Below are 16500 nucleotides of genomic sequence, written 5' to 3' on the forward strand. Positions count from 1 at the left end.
CCTGGAAGCCGGGGCCGCCGGCGGCCTGGCCACCGAAGGACTGCTGGCCGCCGAAGCCCTGCGGACCGGTGGGCTGGCCCTGGCCGAAACCGCCCGGGCCGCCGGGCTGCTGCGCGCCGAAGGTCTGCGGGCCGCCCTGGGCGCCGATGAAGGTGTTCTGGCCGCCGAAGCTCTGGCCGCCGGTCGGCTGGTAACCGCCGCTGGCGGTCTGGGTGAAGGCGGGGGTGGCGGGCTGCGGTCGCTGGTACGGCTGGGGGGAGCCGTAGCCGGGGACCGGCGGCTGGGGGGCGGCGTACGCCGGCGCGGGCTGCGCGGGGATGTACGCCGTGGCGGGGCCGGCGGAGGGGCCGCTGCTCGGGCCGGGGCCCAGGGCGAGGCGGGCGGGCGGCAGCGCGGGGAGGTTGCTGCCGGCACTTTCGTACCCGTTGCCGTAGCGGTTCTCGTAGGACGGCGCGAGGCCGGATCCGTAACCGGACGACAGTGCAGGCGGCAGGGCGGCCGGCACGTTGATGGGCGCGATCTGGGGGACGCCGCGCTCAGCCACGAGGCTGTCGTAGATCGGCGTGCCGGAGGAGAAGGACGGAGAGGGGTAGCCGACTCCGTCGTAGGAGCGGGGCGAGGTCATGGGCCATACGGTAAGCCCACAACGCGCCTGCTGAGGAGAGCGGGAGGGGGAGCAGTTCGACTGTTTACACAGTCTTCGCTCGCACAAAGGTTTCGAAAGTAGGAAAGGCGGACATTCCGGCGTCCGGTTCCGGACAACCTTGGCGCCCCGTCAGTGGTCGAACAGTGGCCGGACGGAGGGCCCTCGAGGCCATGCGGTGACCGGCCGGTGGACGGTCGGGGGCCCTGCGGAGAAACTTCTCGCGGACACGGCGTGCGCGGGCGCATTCAAGCCCCCGCCGAGGGTGCGACGGGGGCTCGTGAATGTTTCGGGAATAAAATTCCCGTCAGCTCTCCTGGTGCTCGGTCCAGGCCCTCGACCTGCGCTCCGACCTGCACCGTCGGCCGGTGAAGGCGGTCAGTGACGTCGGCCGGTGACGCAGGTCAGTGCGACCGGACCGCCTGGGCCTGCGCGGGCAGGCCGGGCTTGCCGACCTCGGAGGTGCAGAAGGAGCACCGGGTCGCGGCCGCGGGGATCGAGCTCAGGCACTCCGGGCAGTCCGCCTTCGCGGCCGGCTCCGGCTTGGCCGATTCGAAGCGCGACTGGAGCTTGCCGACCGGCAGCACGACGGCGAAGTAGATGACGGCGGCGGTCAGCACGAAGCCGATGACCGCGTTGACGAAGAGACCGTACGGGAACCGGGTGCCGGCCACCTCGAAGGTCTTCTGGGTGAAGTCGCCGACGGCGCCGGAGGCGACCCCGACCAGCGGGGTGAGGAAGGCGCTGACGAACCCGGTGACGACCGCGGTGAAGGCCGCGCCGATCACGATGCCGACCGCGAGGTCCACCACGTTTCCGCGCAGCAGGAAGCTGCGGAATCCCTTGAACACCGGGTGACTCCAAATCCGTACGGGGAAGGGGGAGATGGGGCGGCGCGGCGGGCGCCGCCCCGGCCGGACATCCTGCCGAGCGGCCGGGGCCGAGGTCCAACCGCGTTCACCCGATCCGGGGAACGGCCGGTCCGCCCCGCGGTGTCCGGCCGGGCAGCGCCCGGGCCCTCCGCGTACCGGCCTTTCGGTGCTCGAACAGTTCGGGCAACCCGGTGGTGTGAAACCGAACTTGACACCGGCACGCGCCGGTCCGCGGTGGGCGCCGACCCGGCGCGACGGGGTGAACCGGAGCGCGGCAGGGGGCGAGACGGGGCGCACGGAGGTCGCATCCGGCGCACGACGGCGGGCCCGTGGCGCACATCGGGTGTACGGGCGCGGGCGGATGGGCCACCACCAGGTTGCGCGAAGGGGATGTACCGGGCGGAGCACTGTGCCAAGGTCGGTCCATGCCCGACCATATGTCGGCCGATCCGGCCGGAAACCGTCCGCGTGTCCTGCACCTGATCAGCGACTCGCGCCGCGGCGGCGCGCAGAACTTCGCCCGTGACCTCCACCGGGAACTGAGCCGCCGGGGCCAGTCCTCCGCGCTGTGCGCCCTCGCCCCGCATCCGGCCGTCCGCCCGAGCCCCGTCGAGTCGGCCCCCGTTTCCGCAGGTCAGGGCCCCGAGGACGGCTCCGACACCTCCGGTCTGCGCTCCGCCGCCGTGCTGGGCCCCGGCCGACTGCGCCCGAGTACGCTGCGGGCGCTGCGCTCCACCGCCCGCGCCGCCGACGTGGTGCTCGCCCACGGCTCCGACACCCTGGCCGCCTGCGCCCTCGCCCTGGCCGGGACCCGTACGCCCTTCGTCTACGTCTCGGTCGGCCACCCGCGCTACTGGACCGCCAACCGGCTGCGCCGGGTGCGCGGCGGCGCGCTGATGCACCGCGCGGCCGCCGTCACCACGCTCACCGACGAGGCGCGAGACGTCCTGGAGGGGCAGTTCCGGCTGCCCGACGGCAAGGTGCACGTGATCTCCAACTCCCGCGCCGCCGAGAGTTATCCGCCCGCCGACGGCCGGGACGACCGGCGCGCCGCACGGCACGCGCTGGGCCTGCCGGCCGACGTCCTGCTGGTCGCCTGGATCGGGGCGATAGCTCCGGAGAAGCGGCTGGACCTCGCCCTCGACGTGCTCGACCGGCTGCCCGACGTCCGGCTCGCGATCGCCGGGGACGGTCCGCTGCGCGAGACGCTGGCCCGTCACCCGGCCGCCGCCCGCGCCCACTTCCTCGGCCCGCTGCCCGATCCGGCCCCGCTCTACCGCGCCGCCGACGCGCTGCTGCTCACCAGCGACAGCGAGGGCGTGCCCGGCGCGCTGATCGAGGCGGCGCTGGCCGGGGTGCCCGCCGTCGCCACCGACGTCGGCTGGGTGCGCGAGGTGGTCAGGGACGGCGCCACCGGCGCACTGGTCGCCCCCGGGGACCCGCTCGCCCTCGCCGAGGCGCTGGGCAAGGTGCTCGCGGTCAACCGCGCGGGCCTCGGCGCGGCGGCCAGGGCGCACGCGCTGGAGCACTTCGAGCTGGGCGCGGTGGTGGACGACTGGCAGCGGCTGGTCGCCGAGGTGTGGACGGCGGGCGCGGTGGCCGACCGCTGACCGCACCGACGCCGGCGAGGGCCGACCGAGCACACCGATCCCGGCGCGCTCGCCCGGACCGCTGCGCCGTCCGGGCGAATCCGGCCCGGTCGGCACGGCGACAACCGGTCGGTAGCGAACCGTCGCCAGCACACTGCCCGGTGTGAACTCGAAGTCACTGCTGCGGTCCACCGTCCTGCTCACCGTCGCCGCCGGGATTGCCGCGTCCCCCGTCCAGGCCGGTGCGCTGACCCACCAAACCCCCACCGAGGGCCTCCAGTTCGTCCAGCTCGACCATCCGAAACCGGTGCGCGCGAACGCCCGCACGGAGGCGGTCGAGTTCTTCTGGTACGACTGCGGCCACTCCCAGGCGCTGGAGAAGCCCCTCCAGGCCTGGGCGGAGAAGCACCGGGCCGACGTCACGCTGCGCCGCGTCCCGGGGATCTGGCCGGGCAGCCGGGAGGAGTCCGTCCAGCGCGGCCACGCCCGCCTGTACTACACGCTGGAGCGCCTCGGCCTGGTCGACCGCCTCCAGGTCGGCGCCTTCCGGGCCGTGCACAACGAGGGGCTCGACCTCACCACCGAGGCCGGCGCCACCGACTGGGCCGCGCACCAGGGCGTCGACGCCCAGCAGTTCGGCAAGGCCTACCGCTCCGCCGGGGTGGCGAAGTCGGTCGACCAGGCGGCGGCCGCGTTCATCGACAACGGCATCAAGGAGCTGCCGACGGTCATCGTCCAGGGCGACCACCGAGCCTCGCCGAGTACGGCCGGCGGCGTGGAGGGGATGCCCCAGGCGCTCGACCACCTGGTGCAGCAGGAGCAGGCGAAGAAGTACTGAGCCCGCGCTCCCGTTCCCCGCGTTGGCAGTGGTTCGGCTCGCTCATGTGCCGTGCCGGGCAAGCCTCTTGTCCGGCGAACACCTCGGCATAACCATTCAGATGCTGTTTAATGGTTAGCATGAGCGAGCTGACGATCCCGCACGTCCACCACCGCTACGTCGACGTCAACGGCCTGCGCGTCTTCTACCGCGAAACCGGCCCGGCCGACGCCCCCGTGCTCCTGCTGCTGCACGGCTTCCCGTCCGCCTCCCACCAGTACGCCCGGCTGCTCGACGCGCTCGGCACCCGCTACCGCCTGATAGCCCCGGACTACCCCGGGTTCGGACACAGCGACAGCCCCGCGCCGGGCACCTTCACGTACCGCTTCGAGACCCTCGCCGACGTGGTCGAGGACTTCTGCCTCGTCCTCGGCCTGGACCGCTTCGCGCTGTACGTCTTCGACTTCGGCGCCCCCGTCGGCCTGCGCCTGGCCGTCCGGCATCCGGAGTGGATCACCGGCCTGGTGGTCCAGAACGGCAATGCCTACGAGGAGGGACTCTCCGACCAGGCGCGGGAGTTCATCGCCGGCAGGCGCGGCGTGCCGGGCGCCGGGCAGGCCGCCCGCTCGATCCTCACGCTGGACGTCACCCGCGCCCAGTACGAGGGTGGAACCGGCGACCCGAGCCTGGTCGCCCCCGACGGCTGGACGCTCGACCAGCACTTCCTCGACCTGCCGGGCCGCAAGGACATCCAGGTCGAGCTCGCCCTCGACTACTTCTCCAACGTCGAGCTCTACCCCGCCTGGCAGGCCTGGCTGCGCGCCGACCAGCCGCCCACACTGGTGCTCTGGGGGCTGGGTGACCCGTTCTTCACCGAGGCCGGCGCCCGCGCCTACCTGCGCGACCTGCCCGGGGCGGAGCTGCACCTGTTCGACACCGGGCACTTCGCGTTGGAGGAGAAACTGCCCGAGATCGCCCCGCTGATCGACGACTTCCTCGCGCGGACCGGTCAGTAGCCGATCACCGGGGGGTGTCCGGCGGCTTGCGTCTCCTCGGACGTCCCAGTCGCTTCAGTCGCGGCGCAGCAGGTACGTGACGAAGCCGAACGTCCCCCGGTAGCCGTGCAGCCACTCGGCTCGGTGCCGGTCCGCGGCCGCCCGGACGGCCACCGTGTCCGGGTGGTCCGGGTGGTCCAGCGCCCACTCGGCCAGCGCCCCCGTCCAGGAGAACTCGTAGTCGTCCCACTCCTGTTCGCTGCTGACGTACCCGGACACCGGTGTCCAGCCGTCCGCGAGGACCCGGTCGGTGGTCGTCGCCAGGTCCGCGTAGTCGTCCCGGGCCGCTCCCAGCCCGTCCAGCGCGGCCTGGGACGGCTCGCGCTGCCAGAACCCCTCGCCGACCAGCAGCCGGCCGCCCGGGGCGAGGAGTTCGCGGGCCGCGGCGAGCGTCGGCAGCAGGCCGCCGAACGCATGGGTGGCACCGACGCAGAGCACCAGGTCGAAGGGCTCCTTCGCGGTGAACGTCCGGGCGTCCAGGTGGTGCAGACCGAGCCGGCGGACGACGCCCAGCGTGGTCGCCGCCTCCCGGGCCAGGGTCAGTGCCGCCGCGTCCAGGTCCACCCCCACCGCCCGCCAGCCAGGGCGGGCGGCCAGCGCCCGGACCAGCCAGGCGCCCTCGCCGCAGCCGAGGTCCAGCGCCAGGCCCCGTTCCGTCCCGGCCGTGGCCCGGTCCAGCAGCCGGGCCACCGACTCGTCCGTCAGCGGGGCCGCGATCGGATGGTGGGCATGGGCGAGGCGGGAGATCTGCTGACGGTCCATCCGAGCAGTATGGGTCGGGGTGGTCCGGCGCGCAGGGGATTTTCAGGCCCGGGAGTAGGTCCGGCCCTTCCAGGCCGAGCCCCGGCCGCGCCAGTGCTGCACCGCCGAGTCCAGCGTCATCAGCAGGTACATCCCCGCGGTGAACGGCAGCAGCAGCACGGCCGGCGCCGGCTGCCCGTAGTACCGCACCATCGGCAGGTACGTGCCGGCCATCAGCGCCCAGGCCGCCCCGCCCGCGGCCGCCACCGCGGGAGCTCCCGCCGCCAGCCCGGCCACCGTCGCCGCCGGAGGCACCAGGTACACCAGCGCCAGCCCCAGCACCGTCCCGAGCAGCAGCAGCGGAGAGTGCCCGAGCTGGGCGTACGCGCTGCGCGACACCATCCGCCACAGCTGCTCCAGCCGCGGGTACGGGCGGACGCTGTCCACCTCGCCGGCGAGGCCCAGCCAGGTCCGGCCGCCGGTGGACTTCACGGCCCTGGCCAGCGACACGTCGTCGATCACCGCGCCGCGGATCGCCGCCACTCCGCCCGCCCGCTCCAGCGCCTCGCGCCGTACCAGCGAGCAGCCGCCGGCCGCGGCCGCGGTCCTGGCCCCCGGGCGGTTGCTCCGGCGGAACGGGTACAGCTGGGCGAAGAAGTACACGAAGGCCGGCACGATCAGCCGCTCCCAGCCGGTCTCCACCCGCAGCCTGGCCATCTGCGACACCAGGTCCAGCCCGTTGCTCTCGGCGGCGGCCACCAGCTCGGCGAGCGAGTCGGGGCCGTGCGCGATGTCGGCGTCCGTCAGCAGCAGGTACTCGACGTCCGGCCCGGCCAGCTCCACGCCGTGCCGCAGCGCCCACAGCTTCCCGGTCCAGCCCGGGGGCAGCGGGGGAGGGGTGGTGACGGTCAGCTCCAGCCCGTCGACCGTCCGCAGCCGCGCCGCCAGCGCGCCGGTGCCGTCCGTACTGTGGTCGTCCACCACGATCACCCGGGCCCGTCCCGGGTACTTCTGCGCGAGCAGTGTCGGCAGGCTGACCGGGAGCACCGCGGCCTCGTCCCTGGCCGGTACCACGATCGCCGCCCGCGGCCAGCGGACCGGCGGGCGGCGCGGCGGCAGCCGCACGTCGGTCCGCCAGAACGAGCCGTGGCAGCACGCCAGCCAGAGCCAGACCAGCAGGGAGAACGCGGCGATCCACAGCAGGACGGTCACCCCGGCAGTCTGTCGCAGAACCGGGCGGGGCGGGCGCATCGACTAAAGTCTTGACCCGTGAAGATCGCACTGATGGACTCCGGAATCGGCCTGCTGGCCGCCGCCGCCGCCCTTCGGAAGCTGCGCCCGGACGTGGATCTGGTGCTCTCTTCCAACCCGGCCTCGATGCCGTGGGGGCCGCGCACGCCCGAAGAGGTCACCGAGCTGGCGCTCGGCTGCTGCCGGGCGGCCGCCGCGCTCGAACCCGATGCGCTGGTGATCGCCTGCAACACCGCCTCCGTCCACGCGCTCGCCGCCCTGCGGGCCGAGCTGGAGCCCGGGCTGCCGGTGATCGGCACCGTCCCGGCGATCAAGCCCGCCGCCGCGCAGGGTGGCCGGGTCGCGATCTGGGCCACCCCGGCCACCACCGGCAGCGCCTACCAGCGCGGGCTGATCCGTGACTTCGGCGGTCCGGCGGACGTCACCGAGGTCGCCTGCCCGGGCCTCGCGGACGCGGTGGAGCACGGCGACGACGAGGCCGTCACGGCAGCCATCGCCGACGCCGCCGCCCGTACGCCGGCCGGCACCGACGCCATCGTGCTCGGCTGCACCCACTACGAACTCGTCGACGACCGCATCCGCGCCGCCGTCGCCCCGACCGCCTCCCCGGCGCTCACCCTGTACGGCTCCGCCGGCGCCGTCGCCGCCCAGGCGCTGCGCCGCGTCGCCGACCCCACCCGTACGGGCGGCGGCACCCTCACCGTCCTCCACGCCGGTGCCCGCGCGGAGCTCCCCCCGGCCGCCGCCCGCTACCCCCAGGGCAACGCCCTCGCGACGCTCATCGGCTGACACGGCGGGAAGTCGACAGGTCGACTTCCCGGTGGCGGATAAATCCCCGGCCGAAAGTACGCGTCCGATCCATCGCCCGTGAGAAGTCGGCCAGGCCGACCTTTTGTGCGGCGCGCGGGAAGTCGGCCGGGCCGGCCTTCCGGTGCCCGGCTCCCGAAGAATCGCTGGTCACAAGCGCCCGCCCGGACTCGAGCGCGGAAAGTCGGCCCGGCCGGCTTCCGGTGCGCGCCGTGCCGGATCGCGCCGTCGTCCCCTGGCCGTCCGCCTTCGTCCTGAACCGCCGGTGGGCAGGGAGCCGGCCCGGGCCGGCTCCCCGCCCACCGGCGGTTTGCCTCGTCGCGGAGCGCTGCCCGTGCTACGCGACTGCCTGGCGGCGCCAGCGGCGGTAGGCGGGTTCGAGGCCGGAGAGGATGGTGTCGAAGCGGCGGGTGCTGGTGGTGGAGTCGACCTGGAGGCGGCTGATCTGGAGCGGGTGGGAGGGGAGACGGGGGCCCAGCCGGTGGTCGGAGAGGAAGCCCAGGCGGTACCCCAGTTCCTGCAGGACGGCTTCGGCACGGATGTCGTGGCCGCCGTCCGGGTAGGCGAAGGCGATCGGCGGTTCGCCCAGCCAGCGGGTGAGGGCCTCGTGGGCGCCGGTGATCTCGGTGCGCACGGTGTCGTCGTCGCAGCGCCCGAGGCACGGGTGCCCCTGGGTGTGGTTGCCGATCGCGACACCCCCGTCCCGCAGGGCGAGCAGGTCGTCCGGGGTCAGCTGTTCCTGGCGGGGCGGCCGCCGGTCGGCGCTGGCCCGCAGCTCGTGCAGGCTGCGCCGGCGGTCCGGGTCCGGCATGGCCTTGAGCCGGCGGAGCACCTGGGACGGGTGGCCGCAGTCGAGCGAGCGGGCCCGGCCCCCGTGCCGGGCGAGGAAGTCGGCCTCGTGCCACCAGAACGGCCGTTCGGTGCCGATGAGCTCCGAGATGACGAACGCGGTGGCCGGAATGCCCCGGGCGTCGAGGGCCGGCAGGGCGTGGGTGAACACGCTCCGGTCGGCGTCGTCGAAGGTGACCAGGACGCTCCTGGGCGGCAGTGGCCGCTGCTCGGTCACCGCCTGGAGGACCGCGCCGAGCGAGACGGGCGTGGCGAGCCGCCGGAGCCGGTCGAGCTGGGCGCCGAAGGAGCGGTGGTCGGTCACCCCGTGGTACGCGAGCACGGCGAGCCGCTGGGCCGCGCGGGCCCGGAACAGCGGCTGGACGGGGGCGAACCGCAGCCATTCGCCCCGGGCGTCCTGCTGTTCCGGTTCGACGGCCGCCCGGCGACGGCCCCCGCCGTGCCGCCGGTCGCCGCGGACGTGCTCGCCGTACACCCGGTCGGCAGCTCGGCCGACGTCGTGCCGGTCCGCCCCCCACCCGATGGGCGGCGGCAGGGCGCGCACGCCGGTCACCGACCGGGCGCGGGCCATGGAGATCGTTGTAGTGGACTGGGACTGCGGCACGGTTCCCCCTCGTTCGCCGAGCGGCGTGGCTGTACCGCCGGAGGACGGAGCCCGGCCTCCGACTCCAGGGGCGGCGGCTCCGCCCTTGGATATTCCTGTTCTCGGTGGGGGAGTCACACCCGTCCCTCGAACGGCTCCTGGATCACTCAATGCCATTGAGACCGCTGCACCGGGCGGATGGTTGTACCGGGGGGACGAGGATTTTTCGTGGACTGATTGTGGAGCCGGAATGCCCGTGCGGACGTCTTGGACACACTCTCGGCAGCCCGCGGCGAGTCCCTGACCAGCCCCGATCCTCCGGTCGCCGAGAGTGCCCGGGCCTTCACTCCCTGCGGGCTGCCTCCGGTGCCGCCCCGGGGTACCTTGGGCTCATGGCAGATGCGGACCGTGACCCCTTCCACCTCCAGGGGGCCTCCCGGATGGCCCGGGCGTGCAGCGGCGGGGCACTGGTCACCCACCAGCTCCCGCTGACCGTGGTGGGCCTGGCCTGCCTGGCTCTCGGCATCGTGGTCGCCGTGTTCGTTCCGGACAGTGACGGTCCCGCCTGGGCGATGGCGGTGGCCGGCTGCCTGGCCGCCGGTGTCCTGCTGCTCGGCCGGATCGCCTTCGGCGTGTTCCGCGACCGGCGCCGCGCCGCGCTCTGACGGCAGCCGTACCGGCCGTACGGAAGGTCGTATGGAGGGCCGTGCGGAAGGCACGTTCCGACCGGGGGTCCCCCCACCCTTATGTCGATCGTTTTCGGAATTTCGAAACGCGGATCGAGCGAAATTGGTCAGACCGACCGAATATCGTCCAGTCCGACAATCCCGGGGCCCCTTCTTTCACCATTCCCGGACGAAGACTTCATCCCGCCTCTACTGTGAATCCGTTCTTCCGGCTCGAAGCGCAGCGGAGGGGGAGCGATGGGCGGCAGACCGGATCGTGCCGTGGCCGCCTCATGAGGCGCGGTGGCGACCTCGCCGTCGCCGCCCTGGCCGCGATCGTCGCACTGCCGCTGGCCCTGCTGATCGCCGTCCTGCTCCGCTGCACCAACGACGGCCCGGTCCTCCAGCGGCGGACCCGGACCGGCCGGCACGGCCGCGAGTTCCAGATCCTGCGCTTCCGGACCGGCGGTGACGGCCGGCTTCCCGCCCTGCTGCGCCGCACCGGCCTGGAGGAGCTGCCCCGGCTGTGGAACGTGGCACGCGGCGAGATGGGGGTGATCGGGCCGCGGCCGGTCAGCCCCGACCAGGCGGTGCGCTACTCGGGCCGCGAGCACGGCCGCCTCGCGGTACGGCCCGGACTCACCGGCTGGGCCCAGCTGCACGCCGTGGGCCGCGGCCGGACCCGCCGCCCGCTCAGCCGCCCCGAGTGGGCCGAACTCGACCTCTGGTACGTCGAGCACCGTTCGCTCCGGCTGGACCTGCACATCCTCGGGCGCACCGTGCTGGCCCTGCTGCGCCCCGACACCGGCCGGACGCACCGGGTCGGCCGGGAACCGCCCCGATAGGCTGCGGTCCATGGCCATTCCCCCCTTCCTCGCCGACCTCCGCGCCCTCGTGGGCACCCGCCCGCTCTGGCTGAGCGCCGTCGTCGCCGTCGTGCTGGACGACCGCGACCGGGTGCTGCTCGCCCGCCGGGCCGACGACGGCCGGTGGGCGCCGGTCGGCGGCATCCTCGACCCCGGCGAGCAGCCCGCCGACGGCGTGGTGCGCGAGTGCGAGGAGGAGACCGGGGTGGTGGCCGTGCCCGAGCTGCTCGCCTCGGTCACGGTCTCGCCCCAGGTCACCTACCCGAACGGCGATGTGACGCAGTACCTGGTGCTGACCTTCCGCTGCCGTGCGGTCGGCGGCGAGGCGCGGGTGAACGACGACGAGTCGCTGGAGGTCGGCTGGTTCGGGCTGGACGAGCTGCCGCCGATGATCGAGAGCGAGCACGAACGGCTGCGCCACGCGCTGGAGTGCGAGGGCCCGGCGGTCTTCACCTGGGAGGGCAAGGAGCGCCCCTGAGCCCGCCTGCTGCCTGGCGGCGGTACTGCGACGGCCCGTCCGGTCAACCCTTGTCCTGCCGGTAGGCCTCCTCGGCCGCGTCCAGCACCGCCGCCAGGTCCCCGCCCGCCGTCGCGGTCGCGGTGGCGGCCACCGCGCCCTCGACGAACGGCGCGTTGGCGAACCGGACCGGGAACGGCAGTCCGTGCTCGTCGGCCTCGGACAGCAGTGCGCGGACGGTGGTGACCGCCCCGCCCAGGTCGGCGAGCACGACCACGCCGTGCCCCTGGTCCACCCGGCGGGTCGCGGCGGCCACCAGGACGGCGCTGATGCCGGGTCCGTCCGGCAGGTCGCCGCCGGTTGCCGCGACCGGCGTGGGGGAGTCGGATCCGGTCAACGCCAGCGCGAGGGACCGTACGGCGGTGGCCAGTTCCCGGCTGTGCGAGACCAGGACGATCCCGACCCGGCCGTGCGCGGCGGGCCGGCCGGAGGCGGGCCGGGGCAACGGGGTGGGCGAGGGAGGCGTGCGGGGAGCCGGAGGATGGGCCGAGGGGGCGTCGGAGATGGGGATGACGTCGGCGCGGGTGCCGTCCCGGCGGCTCATCGGCTGCTCCCTTGAACGGATCGGTGGGGGTCTTCGGGTTCCCGGACGGCCGACGGGCCCGCCCTCCCGCGCTCCCGGGCCCGGACGGCGCCCGGGAGGCGCCAGGACGGCGTCCTGGCAGCACTCTGGCAGCTGCCCGCCGCCCCCGCCGGTCGGGACACGCCTCGACCCTTCCTCCGGCGATGCCCGTCCCGGGCCGGAGGAGTCCTCGTCAACCCGCTGACCGGGGCCGCGAGGTGTGACTAGGCTGACCCGGGAACGCAGTCGGGAGGAGATCGGTCAGTGGGATCCAACAGCGGGACGGACACGGAGACCGGCGAGGTGCAGCCGGAGCTGGCGCCGAGCGGGAAGCCCAAGGTGGACTTCACCGGGGCGGAGTGGCTGTGCAGCAGCCAGGGCGTCGGAGACGTGCAGATCGCCTTCGTGGACGGCTACATCGGGATGCGGGACGGCCGTCAGGAGGACGGTCCCGTCCTGGTCTTCACACCGGGCGAGTGGCGGGCCTTCGTGCTCGGCGCCCGGGACGGCGAGTTCGACCTCACCTGAGGCTCGCCGGGCCCCTCCGGGGGCCCTTCGCGGGGCCCTCGGCACGGAGCCGGCCCCCGTCGCGGAAGCGGGTCCCCCACCGAGGGGGCCCGCTCCGCAGGCGTTCTTCCGGGTCCGAACATCACAACTGATGATCCATTGAGCGTGCCCCGTCAGAATTTCTGTTGACTGTTAGACAAACGCAGCTCAGAGTATGAGCACGGGCAGACGCCGTGCCCACCGCCCCCACGCGGCCAGACACGGCGCCTGCTGTGCGGTCCGGCACTGGTGCCGGACCATCCTCCCAGTCATCCCCTGCGCACCGGGGTGCGTCGGCCGGTCCCGGCCCCGTGAAGGGCCGGCAGTCGCCGGGAGGCTGGTGCCGGAACCGAGAGCGACTCGGAGACGGCACCGAACGCTCGGGACCCGCACGCCCCCACGCGGCGGCGTCCCGAGCAGATCCACGGGAGCGACGGGCCGGGGCCCCGCGGATCTGGCTTGTGATGCATGGAACTGTTGGCTTGTGTGTTGGTGCTGTGTGCGATGACGAAGCTGGGTGCTCGGCAGTTCGGCACGACAAGTGCACAGTGAGGGAACGCGTGTGCACAGTGAGGGAAACGCGTGTAGGGCCGCGTTGCGACATGCCGTCCCCCCGGAGGGTGAAACCCAGAACGGCTGTCGTGCTGAACCGAACGTAGCCCGGACGGTTGCTCAGAGTCAACATTGGTCTCTGAGCGTCGATCTCCCGCCCGCCCCCCGACCGCGCCCCACCCACCTCGCGAGCGGGGTGTGCCGGACACGTACGATGTTCCCATGTCTTTTCTCCGCCGTCGCTCCGGACAGCCCGCCGGCCCGGACTTCGACGTGCTCGCGATGGACCCGGGCGACTGGCCCGGCGACTTCGGTGCGGCCATGATGACCGGCCCGGACGGCTCCTGCCAGGGGATCTTCCTGCGCTACGACCTGTTCGGCGGCAGAGGCCCGGCGATGTTCATCGGCAACCTCCCCGAGGGCTCGCCCGCCCGGGAGACCGGCGACGACGTGCCCTTCGAGGTGCGGCAGCTGCTCGCGGCGCTGGAGAACGACGAGCCGGTCGAGTTCGCCTCGGCCGAGGACTTCCCGGTGATGCTCGGGGACGACCTGCTGATCGTGAAGAAGGTCAAGGTCAGCGAGGAGCGCGTGTTCTGCGCCCAGTTCGGCCGCAGCGACGGGGTCCTGGTCACCATCGCGTCCTGGGACCGACCGATTTCGGACGACCTTTATCAGCTGCTGAAGCCGCTCCCGGCGGACATGTTCCAGCAGGGCTGATCCCGAAGGGGCCGGTTCCGGCGGCACGGACCGGCTCCGCCCGGTGGCCGGATCCTGCTTGACGGTATCGATCAACGGTTCGTACAGTCGCGAACATGCCGTGCCGTCTTCCGTTGCTGACCCGTCGCAGGCACCTGGATCTGCGGCGCACCGCCAGCGCGGCGTGTCCGGGTCGCTGAGGGGGATCCGTCCCCAGGCGGCGGGTGGTCGGCCGGGTCCCGGTCGGCGCCGAATCCCGGGGGCGGGCCGTGAGCTGACCTCCGGGGCCGCCAACCGGTTTCCGCGCGCCCGTACGGCGTGCCGCCCGCATCCGTCGAGCCCACGCTGCCGCCCGGAGGCACAGCATCATGACGACCCGCGCCGCCAACCGTTCGACCGCCGATCGTTCGTCCGGGGACCATCCGTTCGACGATCGCTCCGCCGACGGAGCCCCCATGGGTGAACCCCCCGTCGGAGACCGTTCCGCGGCGGACGCCACCGCCCGGAGCACCACCGCCAGGACCGGTTCCGCCGGTCGCCGCTCCAGGACCGGCCCGCCGTCGGCGAGTTCCGGCCGGTCCGATTCCGGCCATCCCGAACCCGTCGGTTCCGCGACCACCGGTACGTCCGGTTCCGCGCCCGGCCGCACCGCGATCGAGACCGCGCTGGCCGGGCTGCCCCGGGTGGTCGACCTGCTGGCCGCCCGCGCGGAGGAGCACGACCGCGACGCGACCTTCCCGTACCAGGGGATCGAGGCCGTCCACGAGGCCGGACTGCTCACCCTCACCGTCTCCGAGCGGTACGGCGGACCGGGCGGAACGCTCGCCGACACCGTCCGGGTGCTGTCCCAACTCGGCCGCGGGGACGCCTCGGTGGCCGTGGTCACCGCCTTCACCCTGCTCCGGCACGCCGAGCAGGCCCGCCGGGCGGACTGGCCGACGGCCGGCTACCGGCGGCTGCTCACCGAGTCCCGGCGCGGTCCCGCGCTGGTCAACACGCTGCGGATGGAGCCCGGCGGCCACCCGGGGGAACTGCCCGCGACGGTCGCCCGGCGGGACGGCGACGGCTGGCTGTTGACGGGCCGGAAGACGTACTGCACCGGTGCCGAGGCGCTCGCCTGGATGGCGGTGACCGCGCGGACCGACGAGGAGGAGCCGAGGGTCGGCACCTTCCTGGTCCGCGGCGAGAGCGAGGGTCTGGAGATCGACCCGACCTGGGACCAGCTCGGACTGCGGGCCAGTGCCAGCCACGACGTGGTGCTGGAGCAGGTCAGGGTGCCCGCCGAACTCGCGCTCGGTCTGACGGCCGGTCGCCGGACGGCCCGTCAGAATGCCGACGCGGAGGCCGGACTCTCGCTCGCCTGGCACGACCTGGCCCTCTCCGCGGTGGCGATCGGCGTCGCCAGGGCCGCCGAGGCCTGGCTGATCCGCTTCCTCAACCAGCGCACCCCGGCCAACCTGACCGAGCCGCTCGGCACCCTGCCGCGCTACCGGACCGCCCTCGGCGAGATCGAGGCCCAGCTGATCGGCGCCGAGGAACTGGTCGAGGGCCTCGCGCCCCGGGTGGACCGGGGCGAGCCGGGGGCCGTCGCCCGGACCGGTCCTGCCCACCTGCTGGCCACCCGGGCCGCGACGGCGGTGGTCCAGCAGGCCGTCGCCCTCACCGGCAACCCGGGCCTGAGCCGGCGTCACCCGCTGGAGCGCTACCTGCGGGACGTGCTCAGCAGCCGGGTGCACCTGGCCCCGGACGAGACCGTCCTGGAGGCCGCGGGCCGGGCGGCCCTGGAACGGGGCGCCCGGCCGTGAGTGCCGCGGGGTCGTACCTGTCGTCCGGTCAGCGGGTGCCGACCGCGGCGCGGACGGCCCGGCGGGCGAGTGCCGCGTCGTCGTAGAGCCGGCGGATCATGATCCGCTGCTCCTCGCCGGCGCCCGGCACGTCGTACAGCCGGATCTCGCGCATCAGCACCAGCACCAGGTTCACCAGGAAGGCGTCCCTGGCCAGCGTGCCGCCGTTCTGGGCGAGCTGGCTGATCTGCCGGCGCGCCGCGGTGTCCCCGGACAGGACGCTCCACAGCACCGCCAGGTCGTAGCCCGGCAGGTACCAGCCGGCCTGCTCCCAGTCGACCAGCACCGGGCCCGACGGCGCCAGCAGCATGTTGCTGAGCAGGGCGTCGCCGTGGCAGAGCTGGAGCGGGGTGGTGCCGAGGCCGTGCAGCAGGGCGCGCAGGTCGCCGGCGTCCCGGTCGGTGAGCTGGCCCACCGAGTGGTAGCGGGCGATCTCCATGGGGTAGTCCAGGCGGGGCTGGAACACGTCGGTCGGCGGCCGCCACAGGTTCAGCGTGCGGACCGCGGTGAGCAGCGCCCGTACCTCGCCCGGGGTGGGCGCGTTGACCGGGTGGCGCTCGCGGGCGGCCGGGCGCCCCGGGACGCGCTCCATGACCAGGACGCACCGGTCGTGGTCGGCCGCGACCAGCCGGGGCAGCCGCACCGGCGGACGGTGCCGGACGAACGCCCGGTAGACCGCCACCTCGTGGTGGAAGTCGGCCACCAGCTGCTCGAAGTACTCACTCCGCACCGCCTGCGGCGCCAGGCACTTGGCGACCACCGGAGCCCGTCCGATGGTGCCCGCCACCAGGATGTGGCGGCTGCCCTCGCGCAGGACCTGGCGCGGCGTGAACGCGGGACATATCCGCGCGACACTGGCGAGCGCCGCCCGGACCGCCGGGGTCTGGAGCGCGGAGGGATCGATCCGTTCAGGGCCGCCGCCGGGCTGGCCGGGCCGCCGGGCCCGCAGCACCTGGCCGTCGGCCTGCCGGGCCAGTGGCATCCGGCCGCCGCCCGGCAGGGCGGTCTCGGGGGCGCGCAGCCCCAGCGCGGTACGGCCGGCCGG

General features: G+C 74.1%; 18 protein-coding genes. 11 read left to right on the top strand and 7 right to left on the bottom strand.

The window, feature by feature from the left end:
* Together BU198_RS43715 and mscL are read right to left on the bottom strand one after the other, a co-directional pair.
* Positions 1 to 625 (bottom strand): DUF6643 family protein (locus tag BU198_RS43715; protein WP_317619964.1); only part of this gene is annotated, 625 nt, incomplete at its 3' end.
* Positions 626 to 1047: 422 nt separating this feature from the next.
* Positions 1048 to 1494, bottom strand: a complete 447-nt coding sequence (mscL, locus tag BU198_RS05030; RefSeq protein ID WP_188295616.1) for a large conductance mechanosensitive channel protein MscL — start codon at positions 1492 to 1494, stop codon at positions 1048 to 1050.
* A 446-nt stretch (positions 1495 to 1940) separates the two neighbouring features.
* Here mscL and BU198_RS05035 point away from each other — a divergent pair, with 446 nt between their 5' ends.
* From BU198_RS05035 to BU198_RS05045, 3 genes are all read left to right on the top strand, one after another.
* Positions 1941 to 3125 carry a glycosyltransferase gene (locus tag BU198_RS05035; RefSeq protein WP_188295617.1) on the top strand — a complete coding sequence of 395 codons (1185 nt, stop codon included), beginning with the start codon at positions 1941 to 1943 and terminating at the stop codon, positions 3123 to 3125.
* Between the two features lie 142 nt (positions 3126 to 3267).
* Positions 3268 to 3942 carry a thiol:disulfide interchange protein DsbA/DsbL gene (locus tag BU198_RS05040; RefSeq protein WP_188295618.1) on the top strand — a complete coding sequence of 225 codons (675 nt, stop codon included), beginning with the start codon at positions 3268 to 3270 and terminating at the stop codon, positions 3940 to 3942.
* Between the two features lie 119 nt (positions 3943 to 4061).
* The gene (locus BU198_RS05045; RefSeq protein ID WP_188295619.1) at positions 4062 to 4937 is read left to right on the top strand and encodes an alpha/beta fold hydrolase; all 876 of its coding nucleotides are present in this window, start codon (positions 4062 to 4064) and stop codon (positions 4935 to 4937) included.
* Positions 4938 to 4991: 54 nt separating this feature from the next.
* Here BU198_RS05045 and BU198_RS05050 read toward each other — a convergent pair whose 3' ends face one another.
* Both BU198_RS05050 and BU198_RS05055 read right to left on the bottom strand, forming a co-directional pair.
* A complete protein-coding gene (locus BU198_RS05050) occupies positions 4992 to 5738 on the bottom strand; it encodes an SAM-dependent methyltransferase (RefSeq protein WP_188295620.1) in 747 nt (248 codons plus the stop codon).
* 42 nt (positions 5739 to 5780) lie between these two features.
* Positions 5781 to 6968 (bottom strand): glycosyltransferase, encoded by a 1188-nt coding sequence (locus tag BU198_RS05055; RefSeq protein ID WP_188295621.1) that lies wholly within the window; start codon positions 6966 to 6968, stop codon positions 5781 to 5783.
* Between the two features lie 18 nt (positions 6969 to 6986).
* Here BU198_RS05055 and BU198_RS05060 point away from each other — a divergent pair, with 18 nt between their 5' ends.
* Entirely contained in the window at positions 6987 to 7757 is a 771-nt protein-coding gene (locus BU198_RS05060; RefSeq protein ID WP_188295622.1) for a glutamate racemase, read from the top strand.
* 355 nt (positions 7758 to 8112) lie between these two features.
* On the opposite strand, the gene BU198_RS05065 is transcribed toward BU198_RS05060, so the two are convergent.
* Positions 8113 to 9195, bottom strand: coding sequence for a polysaccharide deacetylase family protein (locus BU198_RS05065; protein WP_188295623.1), 1083 nt, complete (start codon positions 9193 to 9195; stop codon positions 8113 to 8115).
* Positions 9196 to 9599: 404 nt separating this feature from the next.
* Here BU198_RS05065 and BU198_RS05070 point away from each other — a divergent pair, with 404 nt between their 5' ends.
* From BU198_RS05070 to BU198_RS05080, 3 genes are all read left to right on the top strand, one after another.
* Positions 9600 to 9872 carry a hypothetical protein gene (locus BU198_RS05070; RefSeq protein WP_188295624.1) on the top strand — a complete coding sequence of 91 codons (273 nt, stop codon included), beginning with the start codon at positions 9600 to 9602 and terminating at the stop codon, positions 9870 to 9872.
* A gap of 293 nt (positions 9873 to 10165) precedes the next feature.
* A complete protein-coding gene (locus tag BU198_RS05075; RefSeq protein ID WP_188295625.1) occupies positions 10166 to 10717 on the top strand; it encodes a sugar transferase in 552 nt (183 codons plus the stop codon).
* Positions 10718 to 10727: 10 nt separating this feature from the next.
* The gene (locus BU198_RS05080; RefSeq protein WP_188295626.1) at positions 10728 to 11216 is read left to right on the top strand and encodes an NUDIX hydrolase; all 489 of its coding nucleotides are present in this window, start codon (positions 10728 to 10730) and stop codon (positions 11214 to 11216) included.
* A gap of 43 nt (positions 11217 to 11259) precedes the next feature.
* Here the strand turns inward: BU198_RS05080 and BU198_RS05085 are convergent, their stop codons facing one another.
* The gene (locus tag BU198_RS05085) at positions 11260 to 11799 is read right to left on the bottom strand and encodes a PTS-dependent dihydroxyacetone kinase phosphotransferase subunit DhaM (protein ID WP_188295627.1); all 540 of its coding nucleotides are present in this window, start codon (positions 11797 to 11799) and stop codon (positions 11260 to 11262) included.
* 321 nt (positions 11800 to 12120) lie between these two features.
* Here BU198_RS05085 and BU198_RS05090 point away from each other — a divergent pair, with 321 nt between their 5' ends.
* The 4 genes from BU198_RS05090 to BU198_RS05100 all read left to right on the top strand — a co-directional run bounded on the left by BU198_RS05090 (position 12121) and on the right by BU198_RS05100 (position 15416).
* On the top strand, positions 12121 to 12345 hold the full coding sequence (locus BU198_RS05090; protein ID WP_317619965.1) for a DUF397 domain-containing protein: 225 nt from the start codon (positions 12121 to 12123) through the stop codon (positions 12343 to 12345).
* A gap of 792 nt (positions 12346 to 13137) precedes the next feature.
* Complete coding sequence (locus tag BU198_RS05095; RefSeq protein ID WP_188295628.1) at positions 13138 to 13632, top strand: hypothetical protein; 495 nt, start codon at positions 13138 to 13140, stop codon at positions 13630 to 13632.
* A gap of 95 nt (positions 13633 to 13727) precedes the next feature.
* Positions 13728 to 13811, top strand: a complete 84-nt coding sequence (locus BU198_RS44185) for a putative leader peptide (protein ID WP_350526312.1) — start codon at positions 13728 to 13730, stop codon at positions 13809 to 13811.
* A 255-nt stretch (positions 13812 to 14066) separates the two neighbouring features.
* Positions 14067 to 15416, top strand: coding sequence for an acyl-CoA dehydrogenase family protein (locus BU198_RS05100; RefSeq protein ID WP_188295629.1), 1350 nt, complete (start codon positions 14067 to 14069; stop codon positions 15414 to 15416).
* Positions 15417 to 15444: 28 nt separating this feature from the next.
* On the opposite strand, the gene BU198_RS05105 is transcribed toward BU198_RS05100, so the two are convergent.
* Complete coding sequence (locus BU198_RS05105; RefSeq protein WP_223243948.1) at positions 15445 to 16437, bottom strand: aminoglycoside phosphotransferase family protein; 993 nt, start codon at positions 16435 to 16437, stop codon at positions 15445 to 15447.
* Positions 16438 to 16500: the final 63 nt, after the last annotated feature.

Origin of the sequence: Streptomyces sp. CBMA156 (genome assembly GCF_014596515.1) — a bacterium.
Lineage (GTDB): Bacteria > Actinomycetota > Actinomycetes > Streptomycetales > Streptomycetaceae > Kitasatospora.